Raw genomic sequence first — 23,042 nt, 5'->3', positions numbered from 1 at the left:
CGCACGTGCCCGCCAGGGCCAGGCCGCTGTGGGTCGCGGCCGCTCTCGCGGTCCTCGCGCTCTCGATGATCGCGGGACTGCTGGGCGGCGCTGCCGACATCTCGCCCTGGCAGGTCGTGCTCCAGGCCGCCGACTGGCTGCCGTGGGTCCACGTCGACTCCGGGCTCGCCCCCGTCGAGCAGGGCCTGCTGTGGCAGCTGAGACTGCCGCGCGTGCTGGTGGCCGCCACCGTGGGCGGCCTGCTGGCCGTCGCGGGCGGCGGCTACCAGGGCGTCTTCCGCAACCCGCTGGCCGACCCCTACCTGCTGGGCGCGGCCTCGGGCGCGGGCCTGACGGTCACGATGGTGATCGTCTTCCTGCCCGGCAGCGTCGCGAGCGTCCCCCTGGCCGCCTTCGCCGGCGCGGTCGGCGGCGTCTTCCTCGCCTACGCCCTCGGCAACACCGCCGGGCGCTCCGGCGGCACCGCCACGCTGGTGCTGGCGGGCGTGGCCGTCACCTCCTTCCTCACCGCCATCCAGACCTTCGTCCAGCAGCTCAAGGTCGAGGAGCTCGAACGCGTCTACGCCTGGATCCTCGGCGACCTGCAGGGCGGGTGGGACAAGCTCGCGCTCGTCGCGCCGTACGCGGTCGGCTCCAGCGCCCTGCTCCTGCTGCACGGCCGGATGCTGGACGTGCTGTCCGTCGGCGACGACGAGGCGACCACCCTCGGCGTCAGGGCGGCCAGGGTACGGCTGGCCGTGCTCTTCGGCGCGTCCCTGGCCACCGCCGCCGCCGTCGCGGTCAGCGGGCTCATCGCCTTCGTGGGCATCGTCGTCCCGCACGTGGTGCGCCGCCTGGCCGGCGGCTCCTACCGGATCGTGCTGCCGCTGTCGCTGATCGGGGGCGGCGCCTTCCTGGTCCTGGCCGACCTCATCGCCCGCACCGTCATCGCCCCCGCCGAGCTGCCCATCGGCGTGGTCACCGCCTTCGTCGGCGCGCCGTTCTTCGTCGGCGTGCTGCGCATGACCAGAAGGGCGGGGATGTGATCGAGACCCGTGAGCTGTCGGTCGTGCTGGGGGAGCGGCAGGTGCTGGCCGAGGTCTCCATGACCGTACGGCGGGGCGAGTGGCTGGCCGTGATCGGCCCCAACGGCGCGGGCAAGTCCACGCTGCTGCGCGCGATCATGGGGCTGGTGCCGTTCGCCGGATCGGTGCTGTTCGACGGGGCGCCGCCGGGCCGGCCGCGCGAGCGGGCCAGGACGGTCGCCTTCGCCCCCCAGACGCCCGCGCTTCCCGCCGACATGACCGTCTTCGACTACGCGCTGCTGGGCCGCACGCCGTACATCCCCTATCTCGGGCGGGAGAGCAGGCGCGACAGGGACGTGACCGCCGCCGTGCTCGACCGGCTCGACCTCGCGGGGCTGGCCGGGCGGCGGGTGGAGAACCTGTCGGGCGGCGAGCGGCAGCGGGTCGTGCTGGCCAGGGCGCTGGCCCAGGAGGCGCCGGTGCTGCTGCTCGACGAGCCCACCACCGCCCTCGACCTCGGTCACCAGCAGCAGGTCCTCGAACTGGTCGACCAGCTCAGGCTGGCCGACGGGCTGACCGTCGTCACCACCCTGCACGACCTGAGCCTGGCCGGACAGTACGCCGACCGGCTGCTCCTGCTCGCCGAAGGGCGCGCGATGGCCTCGGGCGCGCCGGTCCAGGTGCTCACCGAGGAGCTGGTGGGCAGGCACTTCGACGCGCATGTCAAGATCGAGCCGGGCCCCGACGGGCGGCCCGTCGTCCACCTGGTGAGGGGCCGTTGAAGCTGTCCTACCGGACCGAGGAAGGGGCCAGGCTCGGCTCGCTGCTGTGGGAGTTCGGGCCCGGCTGGCGGATGATCTCCTCCGCGATGCTCGGCGGCGGCATCGGCCCGCGTTCGTGGGTGCTGAACGCCCAGGTCGTCGCCGGATACTCGCGCATGGACCCGGTCGACCACCTGGTCTCCCTCGGCCCGGCCGGGGAGGGCGTCGGGATGATGACCGCGGCCTCCGTCGACCGCTACACGACCGGCTCGGACGGCGGGGTCGAGGCGGTCGCGACCGTCGGCCTGCGCGTCCCCACCTGGGCCGCCGCCGCTCCCGACCACGTCGATCCCGAACTGGCGCCCCTGCGGGTCGGCACGATCAACCTCATGATCACCATCCCGGTGGCCATGACCGACGCGGCCCTGGTCAACGCGGTCATGACCGCGACCGAGGCCAAGACTCAGGCGCTCATCGAGGCCGGCTTCCCCTGCACGGGCACCGCCTCCGACGCCGTCTGCGTCGCCGTTCCCGCGGCGGGCCCGGCGGAGCTGTTCGGCGGCCCGCGCTCCGACTACGGCTCCAGGCTCGCCCGTGCCGTCCACACCGCCGTACGGCAGGGCGCCGCCGAGTGGCGTCCGCGCGCGCACTGATCACCCGCGCAGGCCGTAGTCCTCCCTGGCCGCCCGCGCGCTGACCCGGCCCGCCCGGACGTCGGCCGCCACCAGGGCCCGGTCCCTGAGCAGCGGCGAGCCCAGCCCGCCACCGCCGGTCGTCTCGACCACGAACGCCTCTCCCGCCTGGAACAGCACGTTGTTCGCCTTGGCCGGCAGCCGTTCGAGCGAGCCGTCCGCCCGCCGCCGGAAGAAGCCGCCCAGCCTGCCGGGCAGCCCGCCGTCCCGGCCGGGAGGGGCGTGGCGCAGCCGGTCGCCGCGCGTCGTGACATGGCACGGCGCGAGGAAACGCAGGACCGTGCGCGAGCCGAGCCCGCCCCGGTACGCGCCGGGACCGCCCGAGTCGGTGATGGTCTCGATCGACTCGACGACCAGCGGGCAGCGCGTCTCCACCGGCTCGGCCTGCGGCACGGAGTTGCGGCCGATGCCGAAGTGCACGCCCGTCGCGTCGGGCCCGTCCAGCCCGCGCCGCGCGCCCACGCCGCCGAAGTCGTAGGACAGGTGGATCCAGTACGGCGCGCCGACGGCGGCGATCGAGAACGGCTGGAGGATGCCGCTGGCGGCGATGGCCCGCTCCGGCATCGCGTCGGACAGCGCCTGGAAGATCGACTCCATCGCCGCGTAGATCGGCACGAACCTGCCGCCGCACGGGTGCGGTGGCAGGGCGTTCAGCAGCGACCCCTCCGGCAGCAGGACGCTGATGGCGCGCAGGCAGCCGTCGTTCATGGGGATCGTGGGGTCGAGGAAGCAGCGCACGGCGAAGACGGCGGCGGCCAGCGACTGCGACGCGGAGGCGTTGATCGCGGCGGGCACCTGCGGGTCGGTCCCCTCGAAGTCCACCACCACGTGCGCGGCGGCCCCCGACGGCGGGGGACCTGATGGCGAGCGGCCCGGTGATGAGCCGCCCGATGGCGAGCCGCTCGGTGACGAGGGCCCCGATGGCGAGCCGCCCGATGGTGAGTGGCCCGGTGACCAGGGGCCCGATGACGAGGGGCCCGATGACGAGGGGCCCGATGACGAGGGGCCCGATGACGAGGGGCCCGATGGCGAGGGGTCCGTGGACGGCGGGCCCGTCGTGACCGCGACCCTGACCGTGTGCGTCCGGTCCGGGTGGACGCCGTCGTCGTCGATCGGGTACGACCCGGTGAAGCGGCCACGCGGCAGGTCGGCCAGCGCGGCCCTGGTGCGCGCCTCGGTGTAGTCCAGGTAGGCGTCGATGCCGCGCGCCAGGCCTTCGGCTCCGTGCTCGGCGACGAGCGACGACATCCGGGCGGCGGCGACGGCGGTGCCCGCGACGAGCGCGCGCACGTCGCCCATCACCTTGTCGGGCGTGCGCGAGTTGGCGCGCAGGATGGCCTCGACGGCGGGATCCAGCCCCGCCGCGGTGGCCAGCCGTACGGGAGGGAGCTGGAGACCCTCGAGGAAGATGTCGGTCGCCAGCGGCGCCATGCCGCCCGCCGACAGGCCGCCCAGGTCCGAGACGTGGATCATGGTGGCGGTGAAGTAGGCCGGCCCGCCCGAGACGAAGACGGGCCGGTAGACGAGCAGGTCGTTGGTGTGGACGCCGCCGCGGTAGGCGTCGTTCAGCACGTAGACGTCGCCCTGCCGCATGGTGACGGCGGGATGGTCGGCCAGCAGGTACGGCAGGGCGACCTTGAGCGCCATGCTGTTCATCAGCGTGGTGGCCGTCGACTGGGCGATCAGCCGTCCCCTGGCGTCCAGGAGGGCGGCGGAGGCGTCGGAGCCCTCGACGATGAACGTGGAGTAGGCCGAGCGGACGACGACGATGCTCGCCTCCTCGGCTGCGACGACCAGGGCGTTGCGCAGGACCTCCGCGGTCAGGGTCATGCCTGGTCCTCCTGCCCGGTCGTCCTGGTGAGGACCACGGCCCCGTCGGACGCGAGGGCGGCGCTCCAGCCGGGCGGGACGACGATGGTCGACTCGGGGTCCTCGACGATGGCGGGGCCCGCCAGCCGGGTGAGCGCGGCGCGGGTCAGCACGGGCACCTCGGCGTAGCCGCCGCACTCGGCGAAGTAGGCGACCCTGCGGCCAGTGCCCCCCGCTCGTGCGACCCCGGCCCCGGCCCCGGCCCCTGTCGCCCCGGCCCCTGTCGCCTCGGTCCCTGTCGCCTCGGCTCCTGTGACCTCGGCTCCTGTGACCCCGGCTCCTGTGACCCCGGCTCCTGTGACCCCGGCCCCGGCTCCGGGGAGCTCGCCGGTGGCTCGGGTCCCGGCAGCACCGTTCGTGGCGGGGACGCTCAGCCGGAGGCGGAAACTGACCAGCTCGATCTCGCCCTCCTGCGCGATGCCGTACACCTGCCGGTACTTCTCGTGGAAGGCGCCGGCCACCGACGGCCCCCACGGGACGGTGAGCTCGTGCGCCTGGCCGCGGAAGCGGACGTCCACCGCGCGCTCGGCCCGCACGCCGGGAGCGCCGGCGGCGACCGCGAGGTCGTCGCCGGCCGCGGCCTCCAGGGCGGCGAAGACGGCCTCGGGATCGGCGGCCGACGGCGCGGACCGCACGCGCTCGGCCGTCAGCTCGCCGGCCAGCAGCCCGGCGGCCGAGGCGACGCCGCACAGGGCCGGCACCACGACCGTGCCGATGCCGAAGCGCTCGGCGACCCTGGCCGCGTGCATCGGGCCCGCGCCGCCGAAGGCCACCATGACGAACCCGCGCGGGTCGATCCCCCGCTGCACGGTCACCACGTGCACCGCCGATCCCATCGCCGCCGCGACGATCTCGTGGACGGCGTGCGCCGCCGCCGCGCGCGACACCCCGAGCGGCCCCGCCACCCTGTCCAGCGCCTTGTCCGCCAGTTCGGCGGAGAGCGGGAAGGCCGAGAAGGAGGCGGGGGAGAGGTAGCCGAGGACCAGGTTCGCGTCGGTGACCGTGGGGGCGGAGCCACCCAGCCCGTAGCAGGCCGGGCCGGGGGAGGAGCCCGCCGAGCGCGGCCCCACACGTAACGCGCCGGCCTGGTCCACCCACGCGACGCTGCCGCCGCCCGCGCCCACCTCGGCCAGGTCGATGGCCGGGGTCTTCACCGGCACGCCGGTGCCCGCCCGGCGGCCGCCGAAGCTGCCCTTGCCGCCGACGTGGAACTCGTGGGTGATCTCGGGTCTGCCGTTCGTGATGACGCAGGTCTTGGCCGTGGTGCCGCCCATGTCGAAGGAGATCACCCGGGGGTGCCCGGTGCGCGCGGCGGCCAGCACGCCGGCCGCGGGGCCGGACTCGATCGTCGCCACCGCTCTGCGCGCGGCCTGGGCGGCGGACATGACGCCGCCCCCGGACTCCATGACGTGCACGGGGGCGGTGATGCCCAGCGCGGCGAGCCCTTCGCGGAGCCTGGTGAGGTAGGACGACATGAGCGGCCCCACGTAGGCCGACATGACGGTCGTCGTGGCGCGTTCGTACTCCCTGAGCTCCGGCCACACCTCCGACGAGATCACCACCTCGGGCACGTACTCCTTCAGCACGGCGGCCACCTGCCGCTCGTGGGTGGGGTCGGCGTAGGAGTGCACCAGGCACACCGCGGCCGAGGTGATGCCGCGGGCGGCGATCTCGCGGCCGGCCCGCCGTACGGACTCCTGGGAGAGCGGCACGAGCACCGAGCCGTCGGCGGCCACGCGCTCGTCCACCTCGAAGCAGTCCTCGGCGGCCACGGGTGGTGGCGGCGGGGTGAAGCGGAGGTCGTAGCGGTCCTCCTCGACGCGCGCGTAGCGGCCGAGCGGGAGCAGCGAGCGGAAGCCCCGCGTGGTCACGAAGGCGACGCGCGCGCCGGTGCGTTCGAGAACGGCGTTCGTGGCCAGGGTGGTGGCGTGGACGACCCTCTTGACCTTCGAGGGGGTGGCATAAAACAGCACTTGGGAGATACTGGACATGATGCCAGTGAGGGGGTCGTCAGGGGTGGTCAGACACTTCGCGACGGACACCTCGCCGTACGGGCCGTGCAGCACGGTGTCCGTGAATGTACCGCCGACGTCAACCCCGATCTGGTATTCCACGTCGATACGGTAGGACTCAAGCAAGCGCTTGTCACGATTGACTTTCGGTGGGCGGTTGGGAGTCTGGTTCTGTCGTCGGTAGGGAGCTCGTTATGAGGCGTCTCGCAGTGCCCGGAGTGGCGGTCGCCGTCGCGATGTTGAGCGTGCCCCCGGCATTAGCGCATGAGCACCCCAGCGGCATCACCGACCTGGTCACGCCCGCGGTGGCGCGGGTCGAGGCCAAGGCGATCATCGACATCACCCTGCTCGACCACGTCGGCGAGCTGCTGCACATCGAGCGCACCTATGACGTGCCCATCGGGACGGGCATCGGCACCGTGGTCAATCCCGACGGCACGCTCGTCACGCTCACCCAGGTCGTCCACACCGACAACGACCTGGCGGTCTACGCCGCGAACAAGGTGTTCGGCGACTACCACAAGGTGAACGTCCCCGCCGACTTCGACCGGCACACGGTGTCGGACGATCAGCTCAACCACCATCTCCAGCTCTGCTACGACCTCAAGAGCAAGATGTCGACCTGCATCGTCGACATCAAGCAGGACATCACGGTGTTCCCGAACATCACGCCCGCCGGCCGGGGGTTCAAGGCCGAGGTCGTGAAGCTCGGCGACGACCCGCTGTCGCCGGCCGTCCTGCGGCCGACCTCGACGTCCGAGGGCGGCATCGGGATGCCCACGGCGCCGCTGGCCGACAAGGTGCCCGACAAGGTCGGCGCGCCGACCGCGGTCGCGGGATTCCTCGGCAGGCCGGCCGCCACGCAGCCCATCAAGGTCGACATCGCGCACCTCGGTCCCGGCGGAGCGGGTGAGGGCGGGCGGACCTTCGCCGACCCGCAGAAGAAGGTCGACGAGCCCGTCAAGCTCGGCAAGCTGATCGACCAGGGCATGCTCGGCGCGCCCATCATCGGTGACAAGGACGGCCACGTCATCGGCCTGCTGGTCGGTGGTGGCACGGTGGCACGGATGATCGGCGTCAGGGAGATCACCTCCGCGCTGGCCGCCGCCAAGACGCCCGCACGCAGGGGTCCGCTCGACGCCGCCTTCGAGGCGGCGCTGACCCGGTACCACACCCACAACTACACCGACGCCGCGCCGGCCTTCAAACGCGTGCTCGACTACTACCCGGGTCAGCCCGTGGCCCAGGCGCACCTGAAGGACTCACTGGCCAAGAAGGGCACGGCCCAGGACATCGGCGCCCGCAAGGCCGCCACCACGCCCCCGCCCACCAGCATCCCGCTGTGGCCGTTCGTCGTCGGGGCGGCGGTCCTGCTGGCGCTGGCCGCGGGGATCGCGGTGCTGCTGTGGCGGCGCCGCCGCAGGGCCGGACCCGAAGGAGAAGAACTGGAGGAGATGCAGCCGCAGGAGGTTCACGTCGGCGCGCCGCCGCCTGATGACGGCGCCAATCCGACCGTGATGGTCAGACGATCGCAGAACTTCCCTGCGGTCCCACCGCAACAACCGCAGTCGCAGCCTGTGCTGACCGCACAGCAACAGGCGAAGTTCTGCACGTCCTGCGGTATGAAACTGGGCCCCGCGCACCGGTTCTGTGGCTACTGCGGCCACCCGATCGAAACGTGATGCACTTGAACGAGAGATCCCTGATCGGCCAGGAGGTCGCGGGATACTACATCGAGGACGTCATCGGCAAAGGCGGCATGGCGGTGGTCTACCTTGCGCTGGACCCCCGCCTGAGCCGCCGCGTGGCCCTGAAGATCCTCAATCCGCTCCTCAGCGTGGACGACCGCTTCCGTCAGCGCTTCATCCTGGAGTCGAGGACCGTCGCCAGCATCGAGCACCCCAACATCATCCCGATCTACGAGGCCAACTCCGACGAGAAGGGCGTGCTCTACATCTCGATGCGCTATGTGGACGGCCTCGACCTGCGCAGGTTCATCTACGACCGGGGACCGATGCCGGTCGGTCAGGTCAACTCCATCGCCGCGCAGGTGGCCGCGGCACTGGACGCCGCCCACGCGCACGACCTGATCCACCGCGACGTGAAGCCGGCCAACATCCTGCTGGCGGGCGACCACGTCTACCTGACCGACTTCGGCATCACCAAGCACCGCACCTCGATCACCGGGCTCACGCAGACCGACCAGTTCATCGGCACACCGCGCTACATGTCGCCTGAGCAGATCAACAAGGAGCACATCGACGGCCGCGCCGACCAGTACGCGCTGGCCTGCGTCGTCTACGAGGCCCTGGCGGGGCGGATGCCGTTCGAACGCGACAACGACGTCGCCCTGCTGTGGGCGCACCTGGCCGAGGCGCCGACACCGCTGTCGCACCTGCGCCAGGAACTACCGCTCGAGGTCGACGGGGTGATGATGAAGGCGCTGGCGAAGTCGCCCGAACAGCGCTATCCCACCTGCACGGCGTTCGTCGGCGCGCTGCGCGACGCCATCAGCGGCGAGTACGCGCCCACGCGCCCGCAGCAGCAGACCGGCATCCCGCCGGAGGCCAAGACCCGTGCGGCCAAGCCCAGGACGGCCAAGCGCGCCGCCGGCGCCCCGCCGCGCAGGCGGAAGAAGCTGGTGCTCTTCCTGACCGGGGCGGTCGCCGTCCTCGCCGCGATCGCCGTCGCCGCCGTGCTCTTCCTGACCAACAGAAGCGAGGAGATGCGGGTCTACAAGCCGTCCGCCGCGGTGCCGATGAGCTTCGACTACCCCGAGAGCTGGACGGCCGAGACGCACCTGGACCTCTTCGCGCTGGCCTCGCCGAGCGCCCCGCAGTTCGAGTCGCTGTTCGTCGCGGGCCCTGACGCCGACTGGAAGGAGGTCCACACCCTGGATCCGGCCGACACCCAAGGCGTGTTCGTCCAGCTGGCCGACACCTTCGATCCGAAGGCCGACCTGCAGACCATGCAGGAGACGCTCAACACGATGATGCCGGGCAAGGTGACCTTCAACAGCGAACCCAGCAAGGCGCTGGTCGCCGGCCGGCCCGCCACCGAGTTCACGGGCTTCATGCAGAGCCCCGACCACTCCACCGAGCTGAACGTGACGGGCTATCTCGTCGAGACGCCCACCAAGCCGGCGCTCATCCTCTACTTCTGCGCGCCGGAAGCGTGCGACCCCGAGACGCTGGCGAAGATCAAGACGAGTGTGGCGCTCACTTGAGCCTGACTTGGAGCCCGCTGTACCCCTATGGGCAAGAGCGTCCCCAACGTCTACTCTCCGCGTGTGGGTATTCGCATCGTCATCGCGGACGACCAGGCCATGGTCCGAGTGGGCCTGCGCATGGTCGTCGACAGCGAAGAGGGCATGGAGGTCGTCGGCGAGGCCGCCGACGGTCATGAGGCGCTGGCCGTGGTCAGGCGGACGCGTCCGGACATCGTGCTGATGGACATCTCCATGCCCCGCATGGACGGCCTCGCCGCGGCCAGGAAGATCTTCGAGGAGCCCGCGCCGCCGAAGGTCGTCATGCTGACGACGTTCGACACCGACGAGAACCTCTACGCCGCCTTGCGCGCCGGCACCAGCGGCTTCCTGCTCAAGGTGTCGCCGCCCGAGCAGCTCGTGGAGGCGATCAGGGTCGTGCACGCCGGTGACGCCCTGCTCGACCCCGCGGTGACCAGCCGGGTCATCGCCTCCTTCGCCGGGCGGCACGACCCCACCCCGCCGCCGCAGCTGGCCGACCTGACTCCGCGCGAGCTCGAGGTGCTGCGCCTGCTGGCCCGCGGGCTGACCAACGCCGAGATCGCCCGCGAGCTGTTCGTCGGGGAGGCCACGGTCAAGACGCACGTGGCCCGCGTGCTGATGAAGCTGCACCTGCGCGACCGGGCTCAGGCCGTCGTGTTCGCGTACGAGTCGGGCGTGGTCCGGCCGGGCGCCGCCATCGGGTAGTAAGCGGCCCAGGCCGCGTCGCCCATGCGTAGCACCTTCAGGCCCGTCCAGCCCAGGGCGAGCACGGGCGCGCACCAGAAGGGCACGGTCAGCGGGCCGTACGGCACAGCGAAGGAGCCCAGGTAGCCTAGGGTGACGACCAGCGGCACCCACCAGCCGACGAAGCCGGACCGCCACACCGCCACGGTCAGCAGCGGCAGGCCGATCAGGCCGAGGAACATCCACGGCTGGAAGGCGCCCACGGTGATCGGCAGGCCGAGCATCTCGTCCATGATCTGCTGTGCCCGCTCCGGCGGGTGGTGCCGGCCCAGCCACCACTCGACCGGGTCGATGATCAGCATGCCGGACAGCGAGCTGTAGCCGATCACCGACATGGCGGCGGCCACGTGGCCGAGCCTGGTGTTGCGGCGCCGGGTGAGGTGGGCCAGGCCGAGCGCGGCCACGGCCATCAGCAGCCAGCTCCAGTGGTAGAGCGCGGACTGCAGCTGGGCGAGGGTGGGGTTGACCCCGAAGCTGACCGCCTCGCGGTCGTCGCCCCACGTGCCCGGATCGACGACGACGGCGACCGCCTGCAGCAGCGGTGCGGTGATGAGGAGCGTGCCCGCCGCGATCCTGCGGAAGGCGACCTGGTTGTTGAGCATGCCAGGCACGCTAGGTCGCGCCGGCCCGCCGGTCGTCCGTCTGCTGACCGATCCGCCGTCACCCGGCCGGGGGAGCGGGACGCCACCCCTGTCTCGCGATTCGGGAGGGTATGGCGGTCCATGCCCGTCTTATGTGTATATTTTCCGTAAGAGAGCGTCCGAAACAGGAGATTTTCATGCGAGCGTTCCCCAGGGTGCTGTTCGACGAAGGGCACAGCGAGTCGTGGACGATCAGGCGTGAGGTCGCCGAGGCCATCAATCCCGCCCACCCCGACGACAACAGCTACGCGCGCGCCGCCGACCTGCTGCGCCGCCTGGGGCACCGGGTCACCTCCGGCAGCCTGGAGCAGCTCGCCGACCACGACGTCCTGGTGATCGCCCACCCGTCGCAGCAGCGCTGGGAGCGGACCACCGGCCAGGGCAGCCCCGTCTTCACCGCCGACGAGCTCAACGCCATCGAGTCCTTCGTCGCCGACGGCGGCGGGCTCATCGTCCTGGCCGAAGAGGAGCAGGACAAGTACGGCAACAACCTGGCCGAGCTGCTCGCCCGCTTCGGCATCGGCATCACCCACACCACCGTCCGCGACCCCGGCAACGCCCACCGCGGCGTCGCCACCTGGGTGCTCGGCACCCCCGCCACCGGCGGCGTGCTCGCCGGCGTCGGCAGCGCCTGCTTCTACCGCTCCGGCGTGCTCACCGCCCGCGACGACGCCACCGTGCTGTTCACCACCTCCGCCACCGCCGACCCCGCGGGCGCGCCCCTGGCCGTCTCCGTCGAGTACGGCAAGGGCAAGGTCGTGGCCTTCGCCGACTCCGACCTGTTCGGCGACGACTCCATCGACGACTACGACCACCGCGCCCTGTGGGGCAACGTCGTGACGTGGGCGGCCCGGGTGCCGTCCGCCACCCGTCCGGCCGGCGCCCAGGACGAGGCCAAGTCCGAGCTGTTCGCCCAGCTCAAGGCCGTCGTCGAGGAGCTGCGCCCGCTCCAGGCCAAGGACGGCTCGGTCCCCGACGACAAGCAGGCCGCCGCCGCCCTCGTCGGCTACGTCTCCGACCTCGTGGGCCGCCTGTCCGGCTACTTCCCGCACGACGCCGCCTACCTGCAGGCCGTCCAGGCCGACCTGGCCAAGTGGCTGGAGCAGGGCCTCGGCGTGCCCGACTTCCTCGACTCCCTCAACCTCTTCCACCCCGACACCCAGCGCGTCGACGGCCTGGAGCACCTCGTGGTGTTCCCCATGTACACCCAGAACGGCAACCCCAACCGCAACCTCGAAGCGGTCTGGATCCGCACGATCTGGCCCGACTGGCTGGCCGAGCTCGAGTCCAACGGCTACGACAACCCGCTGTTCGTGCCGATCGCCTTCGAGGACTTCACCGCCGGCTACGACACCTTCTCGGCGGTGCTGTTCCCCGAGACCGTCGCGGTACGGCAGGCGCCCGAGCGCTTCACCTGGGGCGGCATCTTCGCCGACCGGGAGGCCGCGCGCTTCCGCTCGGTCAGCAGCGCCGCCGCCCTGACGCTCAAGCTGGACCTGCCGCCGGACGCGGCCAGGCTGCTGGAGTCGCAGGAACTGGCCCAGGACACCTTCGTCATGTGGGACCTCATCCACGACCGCACCCACAGCCACGGCGACCTGCCGTTCGACCCCTTCATGATCAAGCAGCGCATGCCGTACTGGCTGTACTCGCTGGAGGAGCTGCGCTGCGACCTCACCGCGTTCGGCGAGGCGGTCAAGCTGGAGGCGGCGGGCGTGCCGCACGCGCGCTACGTGCAGCTGGCGATCCTGTTCGACCGGCTCTTCCGCTTCCCCATCACCGGTGAGCGGGTGCGCAACTACGACGGGCTCGGCGGCCAGCTGCTGTTCGCCTACCTGCACCGCAACGACATCATCAGGTGGACCGACAACCGGTTGTCGATCGACTGGAACCGCGTCGCCGACGGCGTGGCCGACCTGCGCGGCGAGGTGGAGAAGCTCTACCGCGACAGCATCGACCGCGCCAAGATGGCGCACTGGATCGCCGCCTACGAGCTGGTCACCGCCTACGTCGAGCCGCACCCGCGCTCGGTGTGGAAGACCGGCCGGCTTCCCGAGGAGCAGAAGGCCATGGTCGACGCCGTGCTGCCCGACGAGTTCCCCCTGAGCATGTTCTACGAGGCCCTCCGCCGTAAGCTCGGTGACGTCGTCGAGTCCACGAAGGGGATCACTGGAGTGAGCCCGACGCAGTGAGCGGAGTGGAGAGGGAGCGGAGCGAGCTCTCCGCGGAGGGAACGAGGAGGGCGAACGACCGATGGAGCACAGCATGATCCTTCTGATCACAGGTGCGGCCGGGCCTACCGGGCAGGCCGTCGCCAAGCACTTCACCGAGAACGGTCACACGGTCATCGGCGTGGACAAGGATGACGTCGACCTGCTCGACCGCGGCGCCGTCCAGGCACTGGCCGAGCGCATCGAGGCCGAGCACGGCCAGGTCGACGGCGTCGTCCACCTGGTCGGCGGGTGGCGTGGCGGTAAGACGTTCGCCGACACCGACCTGGAGGACTGGGCCGTCCTGCACGACCTGCTGGTCCGCACCCTGCAGCACGTGACGCTGGCCTTCGAGCCGCTGCTCAGGAAGTCAAGCAACGGCCGGTTCGTCATCGTGTCGGCCAAGGCGGCCGAGAAGCCCACCGCGGGCGGCGCCTGCTACGCGGCGGCCAAGGCCGCCGCCGAGGCGTGGACGTTCTCGCTGGCCGACGCGTTGAAGGACACCGGTTCGGCGGCCACCGTCCTCGTGGTCAAGGCGCTGCTGAACGACGCCATGAAGGCCGCCAAGCCGGAGGCGAAGTTCGCCGGGTTCACCCACGTCGATACCCTCGCCGAGGCGGTCGCGCAGCTGTACGAGCGGCCCGCCGACGAGATCAACGGCATCCGATTGGACCTCACCCAGTGATTCCCCGCCACGACCCCGCTCTCAAGGCGTTCGCCAGCGACAACTACGCAGGCGTGCACCCGGAGATCCTCCAGGCCATCGTCACGGCCAACGAGGGCCACCAGATCTCCTACGGAGAGGACGTCTACACCGAGGCGTTGCAGGAGATCTTCAGGAGCCACTTCGGCGCCGGAGCCCAGACCTACCCGGTCTTCAACGGCACCGCGGCCAACGTCGTCTCGCTGCGCGCCATGACCCGGCAGTGGGAGGCCGTGGTCTGCGCCGACACCGCGCACATCCACACCGACGAGGGCGGCGCGCCCGAGGTCGTGGGCGGCATCAAGCTGTTCACCGTGCCCACGCCCGACGGCAAGCTCACGCCCGCCCTCATCGACACCCAGGCGTGGGGTTTCGGCGACGTCCACCGGGCCCAGCCCAAGGTCGTCTCGATCTCCAACACCACCGAGCTCGGCACCCTCTACACGCCGGACGAGATCGCGGCCATCTGCGAGCACGCCCACGGGCTGGGGATGACCGTCCACCTCGACGGCTCCAGGCTCACCAACGCCGCCGCCGCGCTGGACGTGCCGCTGCGCGCGCTGACCACCGACGCGGGCGTGGACGTGCTCTCGTTCGGCGGCACCAAGATCGGCCTGCTGTACGGCGAGGCCGTCGTCGTGCTCAACCCCGAGGCGGCCACCGGCGTCGACTACCTGCGCAAGACGTTCATGCAGCTGGCCTCGAAGATGCGCTTCGTCTCAGCGCAGTTCGAGGCCCTGCTGTCGGGCGACCTGTGGCTGCGCAACGCCCGGCAGGCCAACGCCATGGGGGCGCGGCTGGCCGCGGCCGTCCGCGACATCCCCGGGGCTGAGCTTTCGAGGGAGGCGCAGGCCAACGCGGTCTTCGTGCGCCTGCCCCAGGACGTCACCGAGCGGCTGCAGAAGCGGTTCCGCTTCTACACCTGGAACGCGGCCACCGGCGAGGTGCGCTGGATGTGCTCCTTCGACACCACCGAGGCCGACGTCGACGCCTTCGCCGCCGCCGTGGCCGAGGAGCTTCAGGGCGAGCCGCCGATCTCCTTCTCGTAGGCGGTCAGCTGCTGCTCCAGGGCCTTCATCAGTTCGAAGACCTGGCTCGGCGGAATTCTGATACGGCTGACGATCCGAGTCGGGACGCTCACCACGGGCTGTCCCGACTCGGGCTCCTCCGCCAGTTGCGGCGGCCTGGTGATCACCGCGAAGTCGAGCACGAACCCGTCGCGGGTGTGCCAGACAGAGGCGAAGTTGGCGTACTGCCCCGCCTCCACCTCCGGCGAGATGCTGACCTCAAGGCGGCTTTCGGGCTCTCCCATGTCGCCATCGTGCCCTATTTCCGGATCCACGGCATGGTCACGCGCCGCTACCGCAGAACCCACACGGCTGGGCCGCGCGCCGCTACCGGAGGATCGACGGCAGGGGCGCCGCGCCGCGCTGCTTCAGCAGGTCCGTCATCAGCTTGATCTCGCTGGTCTGGCTGTTGACGATCTGCTGGGCCAGCCCCTTCACCTCGGCCCGGTCCGACAGCTCCAGCAGGCCCTTGGACATCTCCACGCCGCCCTCGTGATGGCGGATCATCAACTGCAGGAAGAAGATCTCGGCATCCTTGCCCTGCAGGCTCCTGAGCCTGGCCATCTCCTCCGGGGTGGCCACACCCGGCATCGGCTCGGGCTTGTCCTGGGTGCCGCCGTGGCCCGCGTGGCCGACCATCCACGCCATCTCGGGACGGGCGCTCGCCTGGTCGAGCCCCCACTGCTGCAGCCACCCGATGAACATCCCGCGCTGCGCGGTCTGGGTGACGATGATGTCCTCGCTCAGGTTCCTGATGTCGGGGGAGGCCGACCTGTCGCGCGCGGCGAAGGCCATTTCGGTCGCCTGCGCGTGGTGTTTGCCCATGTCACGGGCGAATCCGGCCTCGGCGGACGAGTCGGTGGGGGTGCCGGTCCTGCCCATCACGAAGAACAGCAGGGCGGCGACCGCGAGCGCGGCGAATCCCGCGATCAGAAGAGGCTTTTTCGTCATCGTTTTCCCAGACTACTCACCGGTCCTTCCTTATTCGCCACATACGCCCCGAGGGCATAGGGTGACCCGCAGTTGGTGACCCCATGGAGGAACTGATGACGAAGGAGAAGGCGCAGGCGCGACGCGAGCATCTGGCGAAGATGCGGGCGGAGCAGAAGGCCAAGGAGCGCCGGTCCGCCATGCTGATGTGGGGCGTGGGCGGTCTCGTCATCCTCCTTCTGGTCGGCGGCGTCGGCTTCTACATCGTGAAGGACCGGCAGGCGACCTCGCTCGACGCGGTGACCAACGTCTCCTACGCGGGCGGCGAGCACGTCTGGAGTTCGGTCAAGTACAAGGAGAGCCCGCCCGTCGGCGGCAAGCACAACAACTACTGGCAGCAGTGCGCGATCTACGACAAGCCCATCCACAACGAGCACGGGGTTCACTCGCTCGAGCACGGCGCCGTCTGGATCACCTACCGCCCCGACCTGCCCAAGGCCCAGCTCGAGAAGCTGAAGACGATCGCCGAGTCGACAGGCGACTCCAAGTACATGCTGGTCAGCCCGTACCCCGGCCTGCCGGCCCCCATCGTGGCCAGCACCTGGGGACACCAGCTGACCTTCCAGGACGCCGGCGACGCCAAGCTGCCCAAGTTCATCACCAAGTACCAGAACGGGCCCGACACCCCTGAGCTCGGCGCCACCTGCGGCGGCGAGTACGCGATCACCTCGACCGCCGACCAGCAGCCGCTGCCGCCGGAGCCCAAGAACACGACGACGCCGCTGCCGCACGAGTCGCTCGCGCCCTCGGCCACGCCGTCGCCCGCCAAGTCCTGAGCCAGGAGCCGTCTCGCCGATCGCGGGTGACCGGCGCGACGGCTCCCGCTAGCCGAGCACCTCGGCGATCGGCGTCGCCACGAGCCCGTGCGCCTCGGCCACGGGCTCGCTGAGCAGCCGCCCCTCATGCGTGCTCAGCCCCCGGGCCAGCACGCGGTCGCTGCGCAGCGCCGCCAGCCAGCCGTTGTCGGCGATGGCCAGCGCGTAGGGCAGCGTGACGTTCGTCAGCGCGAACGTGGAGGTGTGCGGTACCGCCCCCGGCATGTTCGCCACGCAGTAGAACAGCGAGTCGTGCACCGGGTAGGTCGGCTCGGCGTGCGTGGTGGGCCGGGAGTCCTCGAAGCAGCCGCCCTGGTCGATGGAGATGTCGACCAGCACCGAGCCCGGCTTCATCCTGCTGACCAGCTCGTTGGTGACCAGCGTCGGCGCCTTCGCGCCCGGCACCAGCACCGCGCCGATCACCAGGTCGGCCTCCAGCACGGCCTTCTCGATCTCCAGCGTGTTCGAGGCGATCGTCTGGCAGTAGCCCTGGTAGATCATGTCGGCCTGGCGCAGCTTGTCGATGTTGCGGTCGAGAAGCAGCACCTCAGCCTGCATGCCGAGGGCGATCGCCGCGGCGTTCATCCCCGACACGCCCGCGCCGATCACGACGACGTTCGCCGCCCGCACACCGGAGACGCCGCCCATCAGCACGCCGCGGCCGCCCTCGGGGCGCATCAGGTGGTAGGCGCCCACCTGCGGCGCGAGCCGTCCGGCCACCTCCGACATCGGGGCGAGCAGCGGCAGGGCGCCGTTGTCCGCCTGCACGGTCTCGTAGGCGATGCCGGTCACGCCCGCGTCGAGCATCGCCCTCGTGCACGCCTCGGAGGCCGCCAGATGCAGGTAGGTGAACAGCACCTGCCCCTTGCGCATCCGGTGGTACTCCTCGGCGATGGGCTCCTTGACCTTCAGGACGAGGTCGCCCATGCCCCACACCTCGTCGGGCCCGTCGAGCACCACCGCGCCGACGGCGACGAAGTCCTCGTCGGGAATGGACGACCCCCTTCCCGCGTCCCGTTCGACGAAGACCTGATGTCCATGCCTGATCAGTTCGTGCGCGCCCGCGGGTGTGAGGGCCACGCGATACTCGTGGTTCTTGACCTCGCGAGGAACTCCGACCTTCATATCTCCAATGTCCCCCAGGCCGGGGGTGACACTCTGTATGGACCGTGCCAAGGTTCTTGGCAGACTGTCGATGATTTCCCGGTTCCTGCCGTCCTCGCTAGGCTCTGCGGAAGCACCAGTCAGGATGGGGTTCACGGATGGAGAAACCGCCGCCGCCGGGGCGTCCGCCCGGGGCGCAGCCCGCAGCGGTCCCCGAGGGGCCGAAGGCGAGCAGGCTCACCACCATCGTGCTGATCGTCTCCCTCGTCCTGGTCGTGCTGACCGCGGGCGTGCTCGGCACCGTCGCGGTGCTCATGACGAGGAACCCCGACTCGCCGCTGTTCGGCGGCAAACCGCCGATCAGGCTGGGCGAGCCGATCTACTTCGCCCCCGTCGAGGACCAGAAGGCCTCCCCGTGCCCGGGCCAGAAGGTGGCGCTCTCCCAGGATGGGAAGATCTGTTACTTCCTGTCCGAGGCGGTGCCCGTCTCGGCGGTGCAGGCGATCGAGACGGTGAAGGAGAAGGACAGCTACGGCGTCAGGATCGCGGTCGCCCCGGCCTTCCGCGACGCGCTGGCCGCGCTGATGAAGGAGCGCGTCGACCAGCAGATCGCCATCCTGGTCGGCCAGAACGAGACCGCCACCGTGCTGGCCGCGCCCACGGTCGCCCAGCAGATGAGCGGTGACAGCGTCAGCATCGCGGGCTTCACCAAGGACAAGGCCGACGCGCTGGTCAAGGCGATGCTGGGCGCCGCCGTCACCCCCACCCCGCCCCAGCCGGGCGTCCCCGGCACGAGCACCACGCCCCAGCCCGGCACCACACCCGGCACCACGCCCCAGCCCGGCACCACCCCGCCCGGTACGCAGCCCGGCGCCACTCCGCCGGGTACGCAACCGGGCGCCACGCCGCCCGGTACGCAGCCCGGCACCACCGGGACCGGGACGACCCCGCCCGGAGCCCAGCCGGGGACCACCCAGCCCGGCACCGGCCAGTCCGGGGTCCGCACGACCGCCACGGCGTCACCGGGCGCGGGGCTCGGCACGTCCGCCGACGCCTCCCGGAGCACGCGTTCCTCGCTCGACGCCGGCACCGAGAAGCGCTACTCCACCTGCAAGGAGGCGCGGGCGGCCGGGTACGGCGGGCCGTACCAGAAGGGCAGGCACCCGCAGTACTACTGGTACACCGACAAGGACGGCGACGGCTTCGCCTGCGACCCGCAGGACGGCTAGACGTCGTGCCGGTGCCGGGCCGTCAGAACAGGCCGCTCAGCGCGAAGTAGGCGACGAAGATCAGCGAGACCACCCACAGCAGCCCCGGGATCTCGGCGTACTTCCCGCGCGCCGCCTTGATGACGGTGTAGACGATCACCCCCGCGCCCACCCCGTTGGTGATGCTGTAGGTGAACGGCATCAGCACGATCGTCAGGAACGCCGGGATCGCCAGCTCCAGGTCCTCCCACGGCACGTTGCGGCTCTGCGTCATCATCAGCGCGCCCACCAGCACGAGCGCCGGCGCGGCGGCAGCGGCGGGCACCACCTCGGCCAGCGGCGTGAACAGCATGGTCAGACCCAGCAGCGCGCCCGTCGCGACGCTGGCCAGGCCGGTGCGGGCGCCCTCGCCCACGCCGGCCGCCGACTCCACGAACACCGTGTTGGCCGAGGCGCTGCACAGGCCGCCGATCACGCCCGCCATGCCGTCCACGGTCAGGATCGCGCCCAGCCGCGGCACCTGGCCCTGGGTGTCGACGAGTGACGCCTCGTCGGCCACCCCGATGATGGTGCCCATCGCGTCGAAGAATCCAGACAGCACCAGCGTGAACAGCACGATGGTGGCGGTGACCGCGCCCGCGGTGACGAACCCGCCGAACAGGTCGACGTTGCCGATCAACCCGAAGTCGGGCGGCGAGATGACGGCCTCGGGCACGTGGGGCACGACGATGCCCCACTGCTTCGGGTCGATGGTGGCCACGGCGTTGACTAGGATCGCGACCAGCGTGGTGATCACGATCGAGAGCAGGATGGCGCCGGGCGTCTTGCGGACGAACAGGATGATCATCAGCAGCAGCCCGAAGGAGAAGACGGCCACCGGCCAGCCCGTCAGCCGCCCGGTGGCGCCGAGCTGAAGGGGAGTGGCGCCGGTACCGGAGACGAACCCGGCGTCCACCAGGCCGATCAGCGTGATGAACATCCCGATGCCCACGCTGATGGCGTGTTTCAGCGCCAGCGGGATCGAGTCCATGATGAGCCTGCGGATGCCCGAGACCGCCAGCAGGATGATCACCAGACCTTCGAGCACGACCAGGCCCATCGCCTGCGCCCACGTCATGTGCGGCGCCGCCTGGTAGGCCACCACCGCGTTCAGCCCGAGGCCGGCCGCCACACCGAAGGGCGCGTTGCCGACGAAGGCCATCAGCAGCGTGCTGACCGCCGCCGCCAGCGCGGTCGCGGTGGTCAGCTGGCCGATGTCGAGCCGCGCGCCCGTGACGTCCCTGGCGCCGGCCAGGATGATCGGGTTGAGCAGGACGATGTAGGCCATCGCCATGAAGGTCGTGATCCCGCCGCGGATCTCGCGTCCGACCGTCGCCTCGCGGGCGGACAGTTCGAACAGCCGGTCGAGCACGATCATCCCCCTTACGCACGCAGGGGGATGATCGTTTTCCTACCCCGTTTCCCCTGCGGCTATCGCTGCTCGTGCTTGCCGCCGCCGACCAGGGCGACGAACTCGTCCAGCGTGATGTTGCCGTCGCCGTCCCGGTCGGCCGACGCGACGAACGCCTCGATCTCCTCGTCGGTGACCCCGTGGCCGCCCAGCGCCTGGTTCACCTGCCGGATCTCGCCCGCCGTGAGCACGCCGTCGTGGTCGGTGTCGAACTTCTCGAACTCGGCCTTGGCCGCCTCGCGCGCTTCGGACATGTGGGCCTTTTCCTCCGTGTTCAGTCGTGCTGTCGAGCATCCAACCTAGCGTGGCCGCGCCCTTGTCAGGCAGGGACCCCGACGATGTGCTCCGGCCGTACCGGAACCCTGGTCAGCGCGACGCCCGTGGCGTCACGGACGGCGGCCACGATGGCGGGCGTGGAGGAGAGCGTCGGCGGCTCGCCCGCGCCCCGCAGCCCGTACGGCGCGGCGGGGTCGGGGTTCTCCTTGATCGACGTCTGCATGGGCGGCATGTCGAGCACGGTCGGGATGAGGTAGTCGGTGAAGGACGGGTTCAGCACCTGGCCGTCGCGCACCTGGATCTCCTCCATGAGCGCCAGCCCCAGCCCCTGCGCCGAGCCGCCGTGGATCTGGCCCTCCAGCGCGACCGGGTTGAGGATCCTGCCGACGTCCTGCACGGCCGCCAGCTCCACGACCTTGACCAGGCCGAGCTCGACGTCCACGTCGACGACCGCGCGGTGCACGCACAGCGCGAGCTGGGTGTGGGAGTCGGCCTGTCCGGTGACCGGGTCCATGGGATAGGTGGGCCGGTGCCGGTACTCCCTGGTCTCCTCGATCGGCCCGTACTTCTCCAGCGCCTCGACGACCGGCAGCCCCTCGAACCGTGCCCGTACGGCCTCGCAGGCCGCCTTGACCGCGCCGCCCGTGACGTAGGACTGGCGCGAGGCCGACGACGATCCGGCCGAGCCGACCCGCGTGTCGGCCGTGGCCACCGTCACCCTGTCGACGCCGAGCTCGGTGCGGGCGATCTGGGCCTGGATCGTCACCAGGCCCTGTCCAACCTCGGCGGCCGCGGTGTGCACGGTCACGTGGGGCTCGCCGCCGATCAGCTCGACGCGCACCCTGGCGGTGGAGTAGTCGTCGAAGCCCTCCGAGAAGCAGATGTTCTTGATGCCGACGCCGTAGCCGACGCCCCGCCGTACCCCCTCGCCGTGGGTGGTCTGGGAGACGCCGCCCGGCAGGTCGCGCAGGTCGTCCGTGGCCGGGCCCGGCAGGGGCATGGCGGCCAGCTCGCGCAGCATCTCGGCCAGCGGCGCGGGCGAGTCGATGATCTGGCCCGTGGCCAGGGCGGAGCCCTGGGAGACGGCGTTGCGGACGCGGATCTCGACCGGGTCGAGGCCGCAGGCGGCGGCGAGCTTGTCCATCTGCGACTCGTAGGCGAAGCAGGCCTGCACCGCGCCGAAGCCGCGCATCGCGCCGCACGGCGGGTTGTTGGTGTAGACGCCGGTGGCCAGGATGTCGACGTTGGGCGCCTCGTAGGGGCCGACGCCGAGGGAGGCCGCGTTGCCGACGACGGCGGGGGAGGAGGAGCAGTAGGCGCCGCCGTCCAGGAGGATCTCGGCCTTGACGTAGACCAGCCTGCCGTCGCGGGTGGCGCCGTGCTCATATCGCAGCCAGGCGGGATGGCGGTGCACGTGGCCGAAGAACGACTCCTCACGCCCATAGACGATCTTGACGGGCCGGTTCAGGCGGAGCGCGAGCATGCAGGCGTGCACCTGCATCGACAGGTCCTCGCGGGCGCCGAACGCACCGCCGACGCCCGCCAGCGTCAGCCGTACCTTCTCCGGCGGCAGGCCGAGACAGGGCGCCAGCTGGTCGCGGTCGACGTGCAGCCACTGGGTGGCGATGTAGAGATCGACCCCGCCGTCCTCCGCCGGTACGGCCAGCCCCGACTCGGGTCCGAGGAAGGCCTGGTCCTGCATGCCCACCTCGTACTCGCCGGTGACGACGACCTCGGCCGTGAAGGTGTCGCCCACCTTGACCGGCTGCCTGCGGACGAACTCGGTGGCCAGCCGGGGGTCGGTGACCGCCTCCCGCACCTCGTAGTCGACGACGACGGCCGCCGCGGCCCTGCGCGCGGTCTCCGGATGATCGGCCGCCACGAGCGCCACCGGCTCGCCCTGGTAGCGGACCTGGTCGATGGCCAGGACCGGCTGGTCCTTGTGCTCCAGGCCGTAGAACTTCTCGCCGGGCACGTCCTCGTGCGTGAGCACCGCCAGCACCCCCGGCATGGCCAGCGCGGGGCCGATGTCGATCGACCTGATCCAGGCCGACGGGTGCGGGCTGCGCAGCGTCACGCCCCACACCATGTCGTCGAGCCACAGGTCGGAGGAGTAGGCGAACTCGCCCGTCACCTTGAGGACGGCGTCGGGGCGCCGGACGCTCTCGCCCACGCCCTGCCGCGTCGTGCTGGCCGTCTCCGTCATCTTCCGAGTACAGCACCCGGCGGAGGGAGGGCCTATGTGTGCG

At 71.2% G+C, this 23,042-nt stretch carries 20 protein-coding genes; 11 read left to right on the top strand and 9 right to left on the bottom strand.

Going from position 1 to position 23,042, the window contains the following annotated elements; genetic code table 11:
• Positions 1-5: 5 nt before the first annotated feature.
• The 3 genes from ABZX22_RS24550 to ABZX22_RS24540 are packed head-to-tail and all read left to right on the top strand — an operon-like array spanning position 6 to position 2,418.
• A complete protein-coding gene (locus ABZX22_RS24550) occupies positions 6-1,025 on the top strand; it encodes an iron ABC transporter permease (protein ID WP_354913193.1) in 1,020 nt (339 codons plus the stop codon).
• Positions 1,022-1,786 carry an ABC transporter ATP-binding protein gene (locus ABZX22_RS24545; protein WP_354913015.1) on the top strand — a complete coding sequence of 255 codons (765 nt, stop codon included), beginning with the start codon at positions 1,022-1,024 and terminating at the stop codon, positions 1,784-1,786. Before ABZX22_RS24550 ends, ABZX22_RS24545 begins: the two co-directional genes overlap by 4 nt.
• A complete protein-coding gene (locus ABZX22_RS24540; RefSeq protein WP_354913013.1) occupies positions 1,783-2,418 on the top strand; it encodes an adenosylcobinamide amidohydrolase in 636 nt (211 codons plus the stop codon). Before ABZX22_RS24545 ends, ABZX22_RS24540 begins: the two co-directional genes overlap by 4 nt.
• On the opposite strand, the gene ABZX22_RS24535 is transcribed toward ABZX22_RS24540, so the two are convergent.
• Both ABZX22_RS24535 and ABZX22_RS24530 read right to left on the bottom strand, forming a co-directional pair.
• Positions 2,419-4,287, bottom strand: coding sequence for a hydantoinase B/oxoprolinase family protein (locus ABZX22_RS24535; RefSeq protein WP_354913011.1), 1,869 nt, complete (start codon positions 4,285-4,287; stop codon positions 2,419-2,421).
• Positions 4,284-6,440, bottom strand: a complete 2,157-nt coding sequence (locus tag ABZX22_RS24530; protein ID WP_354913009.1) for a hydantoinase/oxoprolinase family protein — start codon at positions 6,438-6,440, stop codon at positions 4,284-4,286. The genes ABZX22_RS24535 and ABZX22_RS24530 overlap by 4 nt, the downstream gene beginning before the upstream one ends.
• A 92-nt stretch (positions 6,441-6,532) precedes the next feature.
• Between ABZX22_RS24530 and ABZX22_RS24525 the strand changes: the two genes are divergently transcribed.
• From ABZX22_RS24525 to ABZX22_RS24515, 3 genes are all read left to right on the top strand, one after another.
• Positions 6,533-8,020, top strand: a complete 1,488-nt coding sequence (locus ABZX22_RS24525; protein WP_354913007.1) for a hypothetical protein — start codon at positions 6,533-6,535, stop codon at positions 8,018-8,020.
• Positions 8,020-9,564: a serine/threonine-protein kinase gene (locus ABZX22_RS24520; RefSeq protein ID WP_354913005.1), complete on the top strand. Its 1,545-nt coding sequence runs from the start codon at positions 8,020-8,022 to the stop codon at positions 9,562-9,564. The genes ABZX22_RS24525 and ABZX22_RS24520 overlap by 1 nt, the downstream gene beginning before the upstream one ends.
• Before the next feature lie 63 nt (positions 9,565-9,627).
• Complete coding sequence (locus ABZX22_RS24515) at positions 9,628-10,290, top strand: response regulator transcription factor (protein ID WP_354913003.1); 663 nt, start codon at positions 9,628-9,630, stop codon at positions 10,288-10,290.
• Here the strand turns inward: ABZX22_RS24515 and ABZX22_RS24510 are convergent.
• Complete coding sequence (locus ABZX22_RS24510) at positions 10,230-10,931, bottom strand: hypothetical protein (protein WP_354913001.1); 702 nt, start codon at positions 10,929-10,931, stop codon at positions 10,230-10,232. The two genes, ABZX22_RS24515 and ABZX22_RS24510, sit on opposite strands and share 61 nt — an antisense overlap.
• Positions 10,932-11,107: 176 nt before the next feature.
• Here ABZX22_RS24510 and ABZX22_RS24505 point away from each other — a divergent pair, with 176 nt between their 5' ends.
• The 3 genes from ABZX22_RS24505 to ABZX22_RS24495 all read left to right on the top strand — a co-directional run bounded on the left by ABZX22_RS24505 (position 11,108) and on the right by ABZX22_RS24495 (position 14,932).
• Complete coding sequence (locus ABZX22_RS24505) at positions 11,108-13,162, top strand: DUF6421 family protein (protein WP_354912999.1); 2,055 nt, start codon at positions 11,108-11,110, stop codon at positions 13,160-13,162.
• A 73-nt stretch (positions 13,163-13,235) separates the two neighbouring features.
• Positions 13,236-13,865 carry an SDR family NAD(P)-dependent oxidoreductase gene (locus tag ABZX22_RS24500; protein ID WP_354912997.1) on the top strand — a complete coding sequence of 210 codons (630 nt, stop codon included), beginning with the start codon at positions 13,236-13,238 and terminating at the stop codon, positions 13,863-13,865.
• Entirely contained in the window at positions 13,862-14,932 is a 1,071-nt protein-coding gene (locus tag ABZX22_RS24495; protein ID WP_354912995.1) for a low specificity L-threonine aldolase, read from the top strand. Before ABZX22_RS24500 ends, ABZX22_RS24495 begins: the two co-directional genes overlap by 4 nt.
• On the opposite strand, the gene ABZX22_RS24490 is transcribed toward ABZX22_RS24495, so the two are convergent.
• Together ABZX22_RS24490 and ABZX22_RS24485 are read right to left on the bottom strand one after the other, a co-directional pair.
• Positions 14,902-15,195 carry a DUF3467 domain-containing protein gene (locus ABZX22_RS24490; protein WP_354912993.1) on the bottom strand — a complete coding sequence of 98 codons (294 nt, stop codon included), beginning with the start codon at positions 15,193-15,195 and terminating at the stop codon, positions 14,902-14,904. The genes ABZX22_RS24495 and ABZX22_RS24490 overlap by 31 nt on opposite strands.
• Positions 15,196-15,277: 82 nt before the next feature.
• Positions 15,278-15,901, bottom strand: coding sequence for a DUF305 domain-containing protein (locus ABZX22_RS24485; RefSeq protein WP_354912991.1), 624 nt, complete (start codon positions 15,899-15,901; stop codon positions 15,278-15,280).
• A 95-nt stretch (positions 15,902-15,996) separates the two neighbouring features.
• Here ABZX22_RS24485 and ABZX22_RS24480 point away from each other — a divergent pair, with 95 nt between their 5' ends.
• Positions 15,997-16,716, top strand: a complete 720-nt coding sequence (locus tag ABZX22_RS24480) for a DUF3105 domain-containing protein (RefSeq protein ID WP_354912989.1) — start codon at positions 15,997-15,999, stop codon at positions 16,714-16,716.
• Positions 16,717-16,764: 48 nt separating this feature from the next.
• On the opposite strand, the gene ald is transcribed toward ABZX22_RS24480, so the two are convergent.
• Positions 16,765-17,880 carry an alanine dehydrogenase gene (gene ald / locus ABZX22_RS24475; RefSeq protein WP_354912987.1) on the bottom strand — a complete coding sequence of 372 codons (1,116 nt, stop codon included), beginning with the start codon at positions 17,878-17,880 and terminating at the stop codon, positions 16,765-16,767.
• Between the two features lie 137 nt (positions 17,881-18,017).
• Between ald and ABZX22_RS24470 the strand changes: the two genes are divergently transcribed.
• Positions 18,018-19,088, top strand: coding sequence for an excalibur calcium-binding domain-containing protein (locus ABZX22_RS24470; protein WP_354912985.1), 1,071 nt, complete (start codon positions 18,018-18,020; stop codon positions 19,086-19,088).
• Positions 19,089-19,110: 22 nt separating this feature from the next.
• On the opposite strand, the gene ABZX22_RS24465 is transcribed toward ABZX22_RS24470, so the two are convergent.
• From ABZX22_RS24465 to ABZX22_RS24455, 3 genes are read right to left on the bottom strand one after another with little or no spacing between them, the layout of a single operon-like run.
• Positions 19,111-20,484 carry an NCS2 family permease gene (locus tag ABZX22_RS24465; protein WP_354912983.1) on the bottom strand — a complete coding sequence of 458 codons (1,374 nt, stop codon included), beginning with the start codon at positions 20,482-20,484 and terminating at the stop codon, positions 19,111-19,113.
• A 53-nt stretch (positions 20,485-20,537) separates the two neighbouring features.
• Entirely contained in the window at positions 20,538-20,795 is a 258-nt protein-coding gene (locus tag ABZX22_RS24460) for an EF-hand domain-containing protein (protein WP_354913191.1), read from the bottom strand.
• A 41-nt stretch (positions 20,796-20,836) separates the two neighbouring features.
• Positions 20,837-22,999 (bottom strand): molybdopterin cofactor-binding domain-containing protein, encoded by a 2,163-nt coding sequence (locus ABZX22_RS24455; protein WP_354912981.1) that lies wholly within the window; start codon positions 22,997-22,999, stop codon positions 20,837-20,839.
• Between the last annotated feature and the right edge of the window lie 43 nt (positions 23,000-23,042).

The organism is Nonomuraea sp. NPDC003804 (assembly GCF_040610675.1).
In the GTDB taxonomy this organism is placed as follows: Bacteria; Actinomycetota; Actinomycetes; order Streptosporangiales; family Streptosporangiaceae; genus Nonomuraea.
Note: the sequence above shows the minus strand (reverse complement) of the source record. Positions and strands in the feature narration are given on the sequence as shown.